Origin of the sequence: Oryzifoliimicrobium ureilyticum, assembly GCF_037199735.1 — a bacterium.
GTDB lineage: Bacteria > Pseudomonadota > Alphaproteobacteria > Rhizobiales > Rhizobiaceae > Rhizobium > Rhizobium ureilyticus.
On record NZ_JBBBVQ010000003.1, the window covers coordinates 77,030 to 90,800 of the forward strand.

Annotated in this window: 14 protein-coding genes; 7 read left to right on the forward strand and 7 right to left on the reverse strand. The window is 57.0% G+C overall.

What is annotated here, in order from left to right:
- Nucleotides 1-2 precede the first annotated feature (2 nt).
- The 4 genes from VQ830_RS06080 to VQ830_RS06095 form a co-directional block, all read right to left on the reverse strand.
- On the reverse strand, nucleotides 3-770 hold the full coding sequence (locus tag VQ830_RS06080; RefSeq protein ID WP_337267190.1) for an anti-sigma factor family protein: 768 nt from the start codon (nucleotides 768-770) through the stop codon (nucleotides 3-5).
- Entirely contained in the window at nucleotides 757-1,296 is a 540-nt protein-coding gene (locus tag VQ830_RS06085) for a sigma-70 family RNA polymerase sigma factor (protein WP_337267191.1), read from the reverse strand. Before VQ830_RS06085 ends, VQ830_RS06080 begins: the two co-directional genes overlap by 14 nt.
- Before the next feature lie 81 nt (nucleotides 1,297-1,377).
- Nucleotides 1,378-1,770: a Cu(I)-responsive transcriptional regulator gene (gene cueR / locus VQ830_RS06090; RefSeq protein WP_337267192.1), complete on the reverse strand. Its 393-nt coding sequence runs from the start codon at nucleotides 1,768-1,770 to the stop codon at nucleotides 1,378-1,380.
- A 28-nt stretch (nucleotides 1,771-1,798) separates the two neighbouring features.
- The gene (locus VQ830_RS06095; RefSeq protein WP_337267193.1) at nucleotides 1,799-4,303 is read right to left on the reverse strand and encodes a heavy metal translocating P-type ATPase; all 2,505 of its coding nucleotides are present in this window, start codon (nucleotides 4,301-4,303) and stop codon (nucleotides 1,799-1,801) included.
- Between the two features lie 180 nt (nucleotides 4,304-4,483).
- Here VQ830_RS06095 and cobG point away from each other — a divergent pair, with 180 nt between their 5' ends.
- The 4 genes from cobG to VQ830_RS06115 are packed head-to-tail and all read left to right on the forward strand — an operon-like array spanning nucleotide 4,484 to nucleotide 7,942.
- Nucleotides 4,484-5,821 carry a precorrin-3B synthase gene (gene cobG, locus VQ830_RS06100; protein ID WP_337267194.1) on the forward strand — a complete coding sequence of 446 codons (1,338 nt, stop codon included), beginning with the start codon at nucleotides 4,484-4,486 and terminating at the stop codon, nucleotides 5,819-5,821.
- Nucleotides 5,822-5,823: 2 nt separating this feature from the next.
- Complete coding sequence (locus VQ830_RS06105) at nucleotides 5,824-6,456, forward strand: precorrin-8X methylmutase (RefSeq protein WP_337267195.1); 633 nt, start codon at nucleotides 5,824-5,826, stop codon at nucleotides 6,454-6,456.
- Nucleotides 6,453-7,178: a precorrin-2 C(20)-methyltransferase gene (locus tag VQ830_RS06110; protein WP_337267196.1), complete on the forward strand. Its 726-nt coding sequence runs from the start codon at nucleotides 6,453-6,455 to the stop codon at nucleotides 7,176-7,178. The genes VQ830_RS06105 and VQ830_RS06110 overlap by 4 nt, the downstream gene beginning before the upstream one ends.
- Nucleotides 7,175-7,942, forward strand: a complete 768-nt coding sequence (locus VQ830_RS06115; RefSeq protein WP_337267197.1) for a precorrin-3B C(17)-methyltransferase — start codon at nucleotides 7,175-7,177, stop codon at nucleotides 7,940-7,942. Before VQ830_RS06110 ends, VQ830_RS06115 begins: the two co-directional genes overlap by 4 nt.
- Here the strand turns inward: VQ830_RS06115 and VQ830_RS06120 are convergent.
- A complete protein-coding gene (locus VQ830_RS06120) occupies nucleotides 7,903-8,709 on the reverse strand; it encodes a cobalt-precorrin-6A reductase (protein WP_337267198.1) in 807 nt (268 codons plus the stop codon). The two genes, VQ830_RS06115 and VQ830_RS06120, sit on opposite strands and share 40 nt — an antisense overlap.
- Here VQ830_RS06120 and cbiE point away from each other — a divergent pair.
- Together cbiE and cobM are read left to right on the forward strand one after the other, a co-directional pair.
- Nucleotides 8,708-9,949, forward strand: a complete 1,242-nt coding sequence (gene cbiE / locus VQ830_RS06125; protein WP_337267199.1) for a precorrin-6y C5,15-methyltransferase (decarboxylating) subunit CbiE — start codon at nucleotides 8,708-8,710, stop codon at nucleotides 9,947-9,949. The two genes, VQ830_RS06120 and cbiE, sit on opposite strands and share 2 nt — an antisense overlap.
- Entirely contained in the window at nucleotides 9,946-10,704 is a 759-nt protein-coding gene (gene cobM / locus VQ830_RS06130) for a precorrin-4 C(11)-methyltransferase (RefSeq protein WP_337267200.1), read from the forward strand. The genes cbiE and cobM overlap by 4 nt, the downstream gene beginning before the upstream one ends.
- 46 nt (nucleotides 10,705-10,750) lie before the next feature.
- Here cobM and uxuA read toward each other — a convergent pair whose 3' ends face one another.
- Entirely contained in the window at nucleotides 10,751-11,938 is a 1,188-nt protein-coding gene (gene uxuA / locus VQ830_RS06135; protein ID WP_337267201.1) for a mannonate dehydratase, read from the reverse strand.
- A 128-nt stretch (nucleotides 11,939-12,066) separates the two neighbouring features.
- Between uxuA and VQ830_RS06140 the strand changes: the two genes are divergently transcribed.
- A complete protein-coding gene (locus VQ830_RS06140) occupies nucleotides 12,067-12,849 on the forward strand; it encodes an SDR family NAD(P)-dependent oxidoreductase (protein ID WP_337267202.1) in 783 nt (260 codons plus the stop codon).
- Nucleotides 12,850-13,076: 227 nt separating this feature from the next.
- On the opposite strand, the gene VQ830_RS06145 is transcribed toward VQ830_RS06140, so the two are convergent.
- Entirely contained in the window at nucleotides 13,077-13,679 is a 603-nt protein-coding gene (locus tag VQ830_RS06145; RefSeq protein ID WP_337267203.1) for a HupE/UreJ family protein, read from the reverse strand.
- Between the last annotated feature and the right edge of the window lie 92 nt (nucleotides 13,680-13,771).

The window sequence follows — 13,771 nt, forward strand, 5'->3', positions numbered from 1 at the left end:
AACTAGTAAAGCGAACGGGCGAGCTTTTCAGCATCCCGGTCCAGATCGAGGTTTTGACCACCCGAAACCAGGGCATAGGCGACATCGCCGATTTGCCAATAGGCTGCTTCCGCACCGTCCAAGACGATGTGACGAACATCGCTGACGGCAAAGCTGCCGGGTCTTACGGCAAACAGCGAAAGCTTTTTCCCATCATTGACATTGATGGTTGTTTCGACACTTGGCCCATAGTCGGATGGGAAAATCTGCACGTCCGAGACTTTCCAATCCGCTGGGAGTGTGGGAAGCACGATGGCTGTCGCAGCGCGAATCTCATCGGGTCTGTAGACGCTCGTGGACGGCGACGATATCTCGCTTCTCACCAGAGAAGTTCGATACGCCTTCACGGCAGCGTCAACATAAGGCGGCGCAGGAACGGAGGCGACAACTTCGCCGGCCGTAAACGCACCGAACGAATTATGCGCAACCCAGCCAGCGCCCACGAACAAGGCAACGGCCGCAGCGCGCTGCAGTTGAAAAAGAACCCGGCCGAATGACAGTCCCCGCTCAAGCCGGCGTGCGGCATCGCGCGTAGATGCCTTACCAAATGCGTTCTCGTCGGCAAGTGCCAAACGCAGCTCGCCTTTCATACTGAGATCAGCCATCACTTTAGCGGCGATCTCCGGATGCTGCGATAAATAGGACTCCACCTCGACACGGCGCGTGACTTCCAGTTCGCCATCGACATAGGCATGCAGATCAGCGTCAGCGATCGCTTCAACTGCTCTCATGATCACTTCCTCCGATAATTCTCAGCTTGGGAACTCCAGCGCCCTTTTCCTCAAACTCTCGCAAGTTGGCGCGAGCTCGCGATATTCGAGACATCAGCGTACCGATCGGGATACCCAAAGCGTCGGCGGCTTCCTGGTATGAAAGATCTTCGATGGCAACGAGATGAAGCGCTTCGCGCTGCTCTTCGGGAAGTTGAAAAAACGCCTCTCGAACCTGCTGCAAGCGAACGGCATGCTCCTGGCCGGCTGGCAACGTCCGTTCTGCAGCGAGCGACGCTTCGTCGTGCCGCTTAGTCAATGATCTTTTCTGCCTGATGCGGTCGATATGCGCATTGTGCAAGATCGAAAACAGCCAAGTTCTCAAGTTCGCGCCGGGCCGGAAGCTACGTTTTTTCTCGTAAGCCCGCACGAGCGCATCGTGAACAAGGTCTTCAGCGTCATCGGAATTGCGTGCCAGAGCGCGCGCATATCGCCGCAACGCGGCGAGCTGTGCTAAGACGTCAAAGGATCGTTCGGTTCGTTTCATACTTTGATATACGCAATGAACCGCAAACTTATTCCAGAGAGATTCAAATTTTTTAGAACCGTCGTCCGTAGTGGCGCTGTGTCAGGATTTCTCCTCAGCGAGTTCCTCAAGAATGGGACAATCAGGTCTGGCATTTCCATGGCAAGCATGGACGAGCTTTTCCAAGGTTTTGCGTAGTTCAGTAAGAGAACGTATTTTAGCGTCGATGTCCGACAGACGGGCGGTGGCGAGGTCTCGTACATCGGCGCTTGCGCGACTTTTGTCCTCATAAAGCGCGAGAAGCTGACGACATTCCTCAATCGTGAAGCCAAGATCGCGTGACCTGTGCACAAACCGCAACTTGTGGATTTGGTCGTCGCTATAGTCGCGATAATTGTTGTCACGACGATCAGACTGGATAAGGCCAATCGTCTCATAATAACGGATGGTCTTTGCAGGTAGACCCGAACGCCTGGAAGTCTCACCGATATTCATTCTTTATCTCCCGACCACAGCTCCAAACCTAAAGCTTCGCCAGTCTCAATCGCAGCGCATTGGCGATCACCGACACCGAAGACAAGCTCATGGCCGCAGCAGCGAGCATTGGCGATAACACAATACCAAAGACAGGATAGAGCACGCCAGCCGCCACGGGAACACCGAGCACATTGTACCCAAAAGCGAAGCCAAGGTTTTGGCGAATATTGCGGATCGTTGCCTCGGCGAGAATACGAGCCCGCAATATGGCTTCGAGATCTCCTTTCATAAGCATGATCCCGGCGCTTTCTATCGCAATGTCGGAACCAGTACCCATCGCAACGGCGACATCGGCGGCGGCCAGCGCAGGAGCATCATTGATGCCGTCACCCGCCATGGCAACAATCGCGCCCTTCGCCTTGAGCGATGCCACCAGATCCTTCTTTCCGTCTGGCAACAAGCCGGCGTTAACATCATCGATACGAAGCGCCTTTGCGACCGCATTGGCGGTGCTGGCGCTATCGCCGGTCGCCATGACGATCTTGATCCCATGCTGGCGCAGCTCTTCCAGAGCCGATAACGCGTTTTCCTTGATTTGATCGGCGACAGCGAGAAGACCAAGCGCTTTCTTGTTCTCACTCAAGAACATGACGGTTTTGCCATCATTGCGCAGGTCCTCTGCCTTGACCTTCAGGTCCGTCAGATCGATGCCACATGCTGCCATTAAGGCTTCGTTCCCGAATGCAACGGTATCGCCGCTGAGCACGGCGCCCGTAACACCCTGCCCCGTTACGGCACTGAAGCCGGAAATCGTTTCAGGCTTAAGCCCGCGAGCCTCCGCACCAGCAAGCACTGCCGCAGCAAGTGGATGTTCCGACCCCTTTTCCAGCCCAGCCGCAAGCGCTAAAAGACGATCCTCGCGCCCTCCATCAACACAAACGATATCCGTAATCTTTGGTTTTCCCAGTGTCAGGGTGCCGGTTTTGTCGATCACAAGCGTGTCAACGGCTGCAAGGCGCTCCAGGGCCGCCGCATCTCGGATGAGAACGCCCGCTTGCGCGCCTCTTCCGGTTGCAATCATGACCGACATGGGCGTTGCAAGGCCCAGCGCACACGGGCAAGCGATGATGAGGACGGCGACCAGCGCAAGGATTGCGTGTGCCAATCTTGGCTCCGGTCCAAAGATCATCCAGCAAGAAAAGGCAGCGAGAGCGGTTATCACTACAGCCGGAACAAAGAAGGCTGAGACTTTGTCGGCAACGGCCTGGATAGGCGCGCGCGAACGTTGTGCAGCAGCAACCATATCAACAATTCTGGAGAGCGTCGTCTCCGAGCCCACCTTTTCCGCTTCCATAACAAGAGAGCCGGTGCCATTGACCGTTGCTCCTGTCACGACTGCGCCCGGTTCTTTTTCAACCGGCAGCGCCTCCCCGGTGATCATCGATTCATCAACGCTGGAATGGCCTTCAAGGACGCGGCCATCCACGGGGATTCGCTCCCCAGGGCGAACTCTTAGCCGATCACCCTTGCTCACTTCGTCGAGTGAAATATCCCTCTCACTGCCGTCATGGAAAATCTTACGGGCAGTTTTTGGCGCGAGGTCAAGCAAAGCGCGGATCGCCGAACCTGTCTTTTGCCGAGCTTTGAGCTCCATGACCTGCCCCAGAAAGACCAGCGCCACGATCACAGCGGATGCCTCGAAGTAAACAGGAGGGCCATCATGATCGTTGAACGTGTGCGGGAGAACTCTAGGCAATAACGTAACGATCAGGCTGTAGCCATACGACGTGGCAACACCAATGCCGATCAGCGTCCACATATTCGGACTGTGAAACTTCAACGAGGCAAGGGCACGCTTGAAAAACGGCAATGCAGCCCACAGAACGACTGGCGTCGCAAGCGCCAGTTCGGCCCAGGTCCCACCAGGTTCGCCAATGAGCTGCCTGACGGGCAATCCAACCATCGGCCCCATACTGAGTATTAAGAGCGGGACCGAAAGGGCAATGCTAATCCACATCCGGCGCGTAAAATCGACCAACTCCGGGTTTGGCCCTTCATCGATCGGAGGAATGCCCATTGGCTCTAGCGCCATGCCGCATTTCGGGCAATCTCCTGGATGATCGGCAACGACCTCGGGATGCATAGGGCATGTGTAGACGGTGCCTTCCGGCATAGCCTTTCTCGTTGGCTTCTCGCCCTTCGCATAGGCTTGTGGGTCTGCGGCAAATATCTCCTGACACCGGCTGGAGCAGAAGTAGAACTTGATCCCCTCGTGTTTCAGAAAATGCTTCGCGCTGGCACGAGCAACGGACATGCCGCAAACCGGATCAATGGCAGTGAGGTAGTCCACCGGATTTGCTTCGAATTTGCTGCGGCAACCATTGCAACAAAAATGGTAGGTCCGTCCTTCATAAATTAGGCTGGGCTTGCCGGCATCCGGATCGACGAGCATGCCGCACACAGGATCGCGCGTGATTTCGGCGCTTGTGCCTTCGGCCACGGCGTGGTGGTGATGGTTGCAGCCATTTGCGTGCCGATGATCTTTGCTCATTGTCCAATTCCCTTGCGCCAGAGGCAGTGGAAGCCGTTGTGAACCTTCCAGCAAGTGGAAGGTCAAGCCGAATATGGGGCTTTCTTTCCTCTCTTCAAAAGCGATTTTGATAGCTCCTCATCGCGTCACTTTGCCAGTGCAGCACCTGTCATGATAAGGAATGTGGCGAAAGGGTTTTCCATGCCGACAGCACATCGACAAAAGAGCACAAAGCCAATTCGACGCGGCGCCTGCCCTAGTCTGTCAGCTCCCATGCAAACGGGCGACGGCCTTCTCGTAAGGCTCCGACCCAACGACGGTCTTCTTTCGCTTGGTCAACTCTTTGGCGTCGCGGAAGCGGCGAACGAATTCGGCAACGGCCTCATTGAGATCACGGCGCGAGGCAGCCTGCAAATTCGTGGCTTGCGTCAAGAGACCGCTACGCTCTTTGCCGAAGCCGTCGAAAACTCAGCTATTTTGGCATCTTCAGGCCCAGCCATCGAAATCTCGCCACTGCACGGGCTCGATCCAACCGAACTTGGCGACGCAAAAGCGCTGGCCACCGAACTGCGATCAAGACTTGGACCTCTGCTCAGCCACGACGCGATCGCGCCAAAACTTGCCATGACAGTTGACGCCGGTGGACGCTTCTCCATTGGCAGCCTTTCTGCGGATATCAAGATCAAGGCGATTTCCCATCAGCGATGGGCGGTGTCACTTGCGGGTGATGAAAAAAGCAGCTGTGGCATTGGTGATTTTACATCTGCGGAAGTCGTGCCTGTCGTTGGGCAGATTCTGCAGTCACTGATCGATCAGGGCGTTCATGTAAGAGCGCGCGAACTGAATTTAGGCAAGCTTTTCCCAGGGAGCCCGCGCACGATGCAAGCGGCCCCGCAATTCGTGTCGTTTCAATCCTATACGGGACTTCATGACCTTGGACCCGGCAATTGGGCTCTGGGACTTCGCCCACGCTTTGGCCAAATGCAAAGCGACACTTTGAAAACCTTCCTTGATCGAGCGGCAGAGGCCGGCGCCTCTGATCTGCGGCTTGCACCAGACCGACACTTAATGCTGACACGGCTTTCGAAGGCAGGGGCAAAAGCCATTTCTACTCAAGCAAGAAATTTTGGTTTTTCCGTATCTCTGGACGATCCCGAGCATTTCGTGTCGACCTGCCCCGGCGTTGGAAATTGCGCGAGCGCTTTTTACGACACAAAAGGGCTCGCAGACGCGATTCTCCGATCCTCGCCTGAGCTGCTCGATGGGTCTCTTCATCTTCATCTCTCTGGATGTTCCAAAGGATGCGCCCATCCGGCCCCGGCCTTCGCACTTGTTGGCGTTCCAGAGGGTATGGCTCTTTTAATCGACGGCAAAGCACAGGATCAGCCAGATGCCATGATATCTGGCGAAGACACTCGTTTCGCGTTAGAGAGACTTTCCCGACACCTTGGCAAGGAACGGCGCGCTGGCGAATCGACAGCCGCTTGTCTTACACGGCTCGGCGGAAAGCGCGCTGTCGCCGCGCTCCTGCAAGGATAGGCATGCCAGACTACGACTATATTCGCACCGGGGACGATATTTACCGGCGTTCTTTTGCCATCATCAGGGCAGAGACTGATCTGTCGCGTTTCAGCGAGGCAGAGGCCGATGTTGCCGTGCGCATGATCCATGCCGCCGGCTTGGTGGAAGCTTCGCAGCACTTCGTCTTTTCACAAGACTTTGTGGAAGCAGCCCGTGCGGCGCTGTCTGCGGGCGCACCGATCTTTTGCGATGCGGAAATGGTAGCCCATGGCATCACCAGGGCAAGGCTGCCAGCCGGAAATCAGGTCATCTGCACGCTGCACGATCCCCAAACTGCGGAGCACGCCAGGCAGATCGGCAATACAAGGTCTGCGGCCGCTCTCGATTTCTGGGTCGATCGTCTGCAGGGGAGCGTTGTGGCGATCGGCAATGCCCCAACCGCTTTGTTCCGTCTTCTTGAGATGCTGCGCGACGGCGCTCCGCAACCGGCCGCCATTCTTGGCATGCCTGTTGGTTTTGTTGGAGCGGCTGAATCCAAGGATGCCTTGGCAGAACAGTCTTACGGCGTTCCCTTTGCCATCATTCGTGGCCGGCTGGGCGGCAGTGCAATGACGGCAGCTGCGGTCAACGCGCTTGCGAGGCCGGGCTTATGACGGGACGTCTGATTGGCGTCGGTACCGGGCCTGGCGATCCAGACCTCATGACGGTGAAAGCCGTCAAGGCGCTTGAGGCTGCAGATGCAGTCGCTTTCTTTGCCAAGAGCGGGCGCAGCGGCAACGGTCGCGGGATCGTTGCCGGATTGATGCGTGACGACATGCCGCTGATCCCACTTTATTATCCAGTCACGACGGAGATTGACAAAGAGGACAGCCGCTACAAGACGGCGATTACTGCGTTCTATGACGAGTCTGCGGCCATGATTGCAGCCCGGCTGGATGCCGGTCAGATTGTTGCTGTGCTGAGCGAAGGGGATCCGTTGTTCTACGGTTCCTATATGCATTTACATGTTCGCCTGGCACATCGTTATCCAACTGAAGTCATCCCTGGGATCAGCGCCATGTCCGGCTGCTGGTCGCTGGCGGGAATGCCGATCGTACAGGGCGACGATGTTCTTTCCGTGCTTCCCGGAACGATGGACGAGGCTGAACTAACACGTCGGCTTGCCGATACCCATGCCGCGGTCATCATGAAGGTCGGCCGCAATTTGCCGAAGATCCGGCGCAGTCTTGCTGCGGCGGGCCGTCTTTCTGAAGCTGTTTATGTCGAACGCGGCACAATGATCAATGCAGCGATGATACGGCTTGCCGAACGGCTGAACGATGATGCGCCCTATTTCTCGCTGGTCCTCGTCCCCGGTTGGGAGGCCAGTCGTTGAGCGGACGTCTGTTCATCATCGGCACCGGGCCAGGTAATCCGCTTCAGATGACGCCGGAGGCGGATCACGCCGTGCGTCAGAGTGCCGATTTCTTTGGATACAAGCCCTATCTCGACAGACTTAACCTCCGCCCGGAACAGACAGCCCATGCATCCGACAATCGCGAAGAACTTGATCGAGCGCGCGCCGCTCTGAGACTTGCGTCGAGCGGCAGAACAGTCTCGGTTGTTTCAGGAGGAGATCCGGGCGTGTTCGCCATGGCGGCAGCCATCTGCGAGGCAATCGAATCTGGCGAGCCGGAATGGCGTAGGCTCGAGGTGACCGTGGTTCCCGGAATTACGGCCATGCTGGCAGCAGCGGCAGCGGTCGGCGCCCCTCTGGGACATGATTTTTGCGCGATTTCGCTTTCGGATAACCTGAAGCCCTGGACCGTGATTGAGACGAGGCTTGAGCTGGCGGCGAAAGCGGGCTTTGCAATGGCCTTCTATAATCCGATCAGCAAAGCCCGGCCCTGGCAGCTGGGACGCGCCTTTGAGATATTGAGGGCCAATCTTCCTGGGCAAACCGCGGTGATTTTTGCGCGAGCGGTCGGCAGGCCTGATCAGAACATTGCCATTCACGCATTGCAAAACGCCAATGAAACGCACGCAGACATGGCGACATGCATTATTGTCGGTTCGGCTGAAACGCGCATAGTTCACCGCGAGAACCTGCCGCCCCTTGTCTACACACCGCGCTTTTTGCGTTCGGAGCCAAAGGCGTGATCACTGATTGTCATCGGAGCGGCGGTCAATTCCTCAACTCGGCGCAAGGCAGCCTCGATGGTCTCAACCTCCGGCAAGCCGCTCGCAGCAGGTCTTGCCACCATGATGATATCGATCCCGAGCAAACGTGCTGCTTCGATCTTCGCAAAGGTCGCATCGCCGCCGCTGTTCTTCGTGATCACAATGTCAATCCGGTGTTCGCGCAACAACGAAATTTCGTCTTCGAGGACGAACGGGCCCCGAGACAAGATGCAATGCACCTGTTCCAGAACAAGCGGCGGCTCAATCGGATCGACGCTGCGCAAAAGGTAAAAATGGTGCGGCGCGCTCAAAGCGTAATGCGCCTCCTGACGACCGATGGCGAGAAAGATACGGCGTGGGTGTGGCCCGAGATGAGCGAGAGCGTCTGGAACGCTTCCTGCATGGGTCCAATACTCGCCTTTACTCTCCAGCCAACCTGGACGCGACAGACGGAACGCGGAAATTCCTGTCTTTTCTACCGCCTCGGCGGCATTGGCGGAGATCCGGGCTGCAAAGGGATGCGTTGCATCGATGAGAAGTTGATATCCGCCGGTGCGGATGAATTCGGCCAGCCCCTCCCCGCCGCCAAAGCCGCCGATGCGAACAGGGACGGCATGCGAGATCGGCGTCTCCGTCCGCCCTGCAAGGGACAGCAGAACGTCGAGGCGATGGTAACGCGCAAGAGCGTCGACGAGCAGGCGTGCTTCCATCGTTCCGCCAAGAACGAGAACACGGGTTGCTGCCATGGTTGATACTCCTCACGCAAAAGGCCCATGGCTGACAATTATCGGCATCGGCGAGGACGGTCCAGCGGGACTTGGAGAGGAGGCTAAGCGGATCATCGCAAAGGCCTCCGTTATCTATGGCGGCGAACGCCACCACAGCCTGACGGCGGATCTGACGAAGGCTGAGCGGCTGGCATGGAAAAGTCCCTTCGCAGACTCGATCAACGATATTATTGCTCGGCGCGGGACGCCGGTCGTTGTTCTGGCGTCCGGCGACCCGTTCCTTTTTGGTGTCGGCGCGACGCTGTGTCATCATATTGCCGCCAGCGAAATTCGCTCCATTCCCGCACCCTCATCGTTTAGCCTTGCAGCCTCCCGACTCGGATGGCCTCTTCAGGATGTAACCACGCTTTCACTGCATGGCCGACCGCTTTCGTTGATCATGCCCTATTTGCACAATGGCCGGCGCCTTCTTGTGCTGACATCGGATGGAAAGGCGCCTCGCGAGATTGCGGCACGCCTCGACAATGCAGGATTTGGTGGCTCGAAGATCACGATCCTCGAAGCCCTGGGAGGTGAACAGGAACGCGTCCGTTCCTGCATGATTGAAGATTGTGACTTTGACGACATCCAAGATCTAAACCTTTGTGCCGTCGATCTGATCGCCGCCCCCCATGCGCGGCCGATTGCCTTTGCCCCCGGCCTTGAGGACGACCTTTTCGAGCATGATGGGCAAATTACCAAGCGCGACGTCAGGGCTATGACGATCTCGGCGCTGGCGCCGAAATATGGCGAGCTTCTCTGGGACATTGGTGCCGGCTCAGGCTCAATATCCATCGAGTGGATGCTGTCGCATCCATCGATGCGGGCCATCGCGATTGAACAATCACACGAGCGCGCCGAGCGGATAAGCCGTAACGCAGCGGCGCTTGGAACACCTGGACTGATGCTGATTGAAGGTCACGCGCCGGAAGCTCTTTCCGACCTGCCGCCACCCGACGCCATTTTCATCGGAGGCGGCGGCAGTGACAGTGGTGTTTTGGAGGTAGCGATGGCAGCGCTGAAGCCGAACGGGCGCATCGTGGCCAATGCCGTCACGCTTGAAATGGAGGCATTGCTTTTGCGTGCATACGAAGCGCACGGCGGTAAGCTGACAAGAATTTCAATTGCTCGTGCAGCTCCGGTCGGGAGCATGATGGCGTGGCGACCTGCCATGCCTGTAACGCAGTGGCATTGGGTGAAGAAGGAGACGGGGTTTTGACCGTTCATTTCATCGGAGCAGGCCCTGGCGCAGCAGATCTCATCACAGTCCGTGGCCGGGACCTGATCGCACGTTGTGAAGTCTGCCTCTACGCTGGATCTCTGGTTTCCCCAGACTTGCTCGCTTACTGCCCTCCGAATGCTCGCATCATCGACACGGCACCGATGTCACTCGATGAATTGGAAGCAGAATTCCTTCGCGCCAGGACGGAGGGCAAGGACATCGCTCGACTTCATTCAGGCGACCTGTCCGTCTGGAGTGCTGTGGCCGAACAAGTTCGCCGACTAAAGCGGCTTGATATCGAGTACACCATGACGCCAGGTGTTCCGGCTTTTGCCGCTGCCGCATCTGTCCTTGGCCGCGAACTCACCATTCCCGCTGCAGCACAAAGCCTCGTGCTGACAAGAGTGTCAGGCAGGGCGTCGCCAATGCCAAACAATGAAACCCTGACCGCTTTCGGGGCAACAGGTGCGACACTCGCCATTCATCTTGCGATCCATGCACTCCCGCAAGTGGTGGCCGAGCTAACGCCGCTTTACGGTGGAGACTGCCCTGTTGCCATCGTTGTGAAGGCAAGCTGGCCGGATGAAAGAGTGCTTCGAGGCACGCTCTCCACCATTGAGGCGAAGGTGGCTGCTGAACCGATCGAGCGCACCGCGCTAATATTCGTTGGCCTGTCCCTGGAAACGGAAGATTTTCGCGAAAGCGCTCTTTATGACGCGGCCTACCAGAGACGTTTTCGCGGCCGCGAATAAGCGGATGCGCCCTCAGCGTTGGGCGCATCGTTTCAGCCTGAACAGCTTACTGCAGACCAGTCTCGAACTTATCGACGGCGGCGATTACGCCTCTGAGTTCAGCCAGTCCTTTCAATCTGCCAATACATGAATAGCCTGGATTGACCTTCTTGGATTGGTCGTCGATCAGAAGATGGCCATGATCCGGACGCATCGGAATGACCTGATCACTACGACCGGCGGCAGCCCGGCGGCGCTCTTCCCGTCTGAGAAAGGATATCAGCGCAACCATATCGACATCGCCACCCAGATGATCGGACTCCGTGAACGACCAGTCAGCCTCCTTTGTCACATTCCTTAAATGAGCAAACTGGATACGATCCGCAAAGCGACGTGCCATGGAGACGACATCATTGCCATGGCGCGAGCCATAGGAGCCGGCGCAAAGGGTAATGCCATTTGCTTCGTGGTCGACCGAGGCCAGGATGGTTTCAATATCCTCAGTTTTCGAGACGACACGCGGCAGCCCGAAGAGCGAAAAAGGCGGATCATCCGGATGAATAGCGAGGCGAACGCCATTTTCGGCCGCAACGGGAACGACCTCACGCAAGAACTCGACCAGATTGGCGCGCATGTCACCATCTGAAAGATCGTCATAGAGACCAATCTCCCGGCGAATTCCTTCTCGAGTATGACTATCCTCGCCGCCGGGCAGACCAGCGATGATATTGACTTCCAGCCGCAGAATTTGCTCTTCGGTCATCGCTTCCAGACGACGTTTGGCCGCCGCCAGAATCTCTTGACCATACTGGCCTTCAGCGCCTTTGCGTTTCAGCACGAACACGTCATAGGCAACGAATTCGGCCATATCGAACCGCAAGGCGAGTCCACCGGCCTCCATTGGATAGAGCAGATTGGTTCGCGTCCAATCCACGACAGGCATGAAGTTGTAACAGACGACCGGAACGCCACCCTTTCCAAGATTGGCAAGGCTCTCCTTCCAGGCATCGACGTAGCGCCGCCAGTCTTTATTTCGAAGCTTGATTGCCGAATTCACGGGAATTGATTCGCAAACCGCCCAAACCATGCCCGCCTGGCGGATAATCGCCATCCGCTCGGCTACGTCTTCAGGCGTCCATACCCGGCCGTCATAAATGTGATGCAGCGCCGTTACAACGCCGGTCGCTCCAGCCTGACGGGCATGTGAAAGCGTTACAGGATCCTGTGGCCCGAACCAACGCCAGCTTTCCAACATAGATCATCCTCCCTAGCTGCCCGAGATGTAACATGCTCTTAATCGAGGGCAAGTCTTTCGGAGCCTCATATCGGCTTGCCTTTGCAGACGAATGACGGAATCTTCTGTTGAATTTAGAGGAGGGCTTCATGGAATTCGCGGGAAAAGTCGTCATTACCACTGGCACGACTGGGATAGGCAAGGCTTGTGCGCTGGAGTTTGCGAGAAATGGCGCATCCGTCGCGGCCTTGGGGATCGATGAGGAGGCCAATGCAGCGCTTCGTGATCTTGCTGCTACCGAGGGCTTGAGACTAAATGTCATCAGGACCGATGTCTCGAAGCCCGGCGAGGTTGAGGCCGCAGTTTCCGAAGTTGTCGCATCATTCGGCGGTGTCGATATCGTCGTAAATTCGGCTGCAATCCATCCCTACGGCGACGCGACGAACACAGATTTCGATGTCTTCATGCGCTGCATGGCCGTCAACGTCGGCTCCATACATCTAACGGCGCAATATGCTGTCCCAGAGATGCGCAAAAGGCACGGCGGGGCGATTGTCAATATCTCCAGCGTCCAAGGTTCCGCCTGCCAAAAGAATGTCTCTGCCTATGTCGCATCGAAAGGCGCCATTCATGCGCTGACGCGCGCCATGGCGCTCGATTTTGCAGCTGATAACATCAGGGTAGTATCAATCAGCCCTGGATCGGTTCGCACACCGATCCTCGAACTGGCCGCACGGACGTTCGAAGGCGACGACGCTGATGTGGAGGCGATTTTCCGGCGATTTGGAGAGGCCCATCCCCTTGGCCGAATCGGTGAGCCAGAGGAAGTGGCAGCCCTTGCTGCCTTCCTGGCATCCTCGCGTGCCGGCTTCATCACGGGCTCCGACCATCGAATCGATGGAGGACTGCTGGCAGGGATCGGGGTACGCTAAGGAAAGCGCGCCGAGGAACTGCAATATTACGGTGCAGCTCTCCAGCCAGCTGTTTTGTAAAGCGACCCGCCAGGATATGCCGGAGGTCCGTCGGGGTGCTTGCTATTCCAGTCTCTGTCTTAACACGCCGGAGACTTCGCAAAACTGCACTCGACCATTTAAGAATGCTGCGGGCTATCACATCGAATGGATGGGTAGCCCGCCAATCACCCTGGCTGCGCAGAGGCTCAAATAACGCCCGTCAGAAGTCCGACGCCAGCAACGACAGCGAACGCGCCGGCAGAGCGAACAGCCATGGGACCAAAGCGTTGGCTCGACCGGTCTGAGAGGAAGCCGGCGAGAATGCCTGCCGCATGGAGCAGCATCGTTGCCACCATGAAGCCCACGGCATAGTTTAAGCCACCTGCGTTCTCCGGCATTTCCGATCCGTGCGCGTGGCCATGGAAGATTGCGAAGAGGCCAACCATACCCAACGCAACTGCAAGAGGCGCGCGAACATTCAGAGCGACGACAGCTCCAAGCACCAAAACCGAGAGGGCGATGCCCACTTCAACAAATGGCATCGATACGCCCGTTATACCCAGTGCGCCACCGGCTGCCATCAGCAGCACGAAAGTGGTCGGCAAGAGCCATACAGCACGGCCCCCGAGTTGGAATGCAAACATGCCGACCATAACCATGGCCAGCATGTGATCCAAGCCACTCAATGGGTGCATAAATCCATGCGCGAACCCGCTCGTGATCCCTACACCCGTATGCGCAAAGGCGAGAGAGGGAGAGAGAGCAGCGGCGATGAGCAGAATCGGAAACTTGATTTTGTTTGAAAGCATGGGGGCCTCTGAAACGATGATCGCATTTCTTCGAAATTGACACGAGGCAGCGGCTGATGAAAGGAAAATATCCACGACCCCCGTCATTTGAC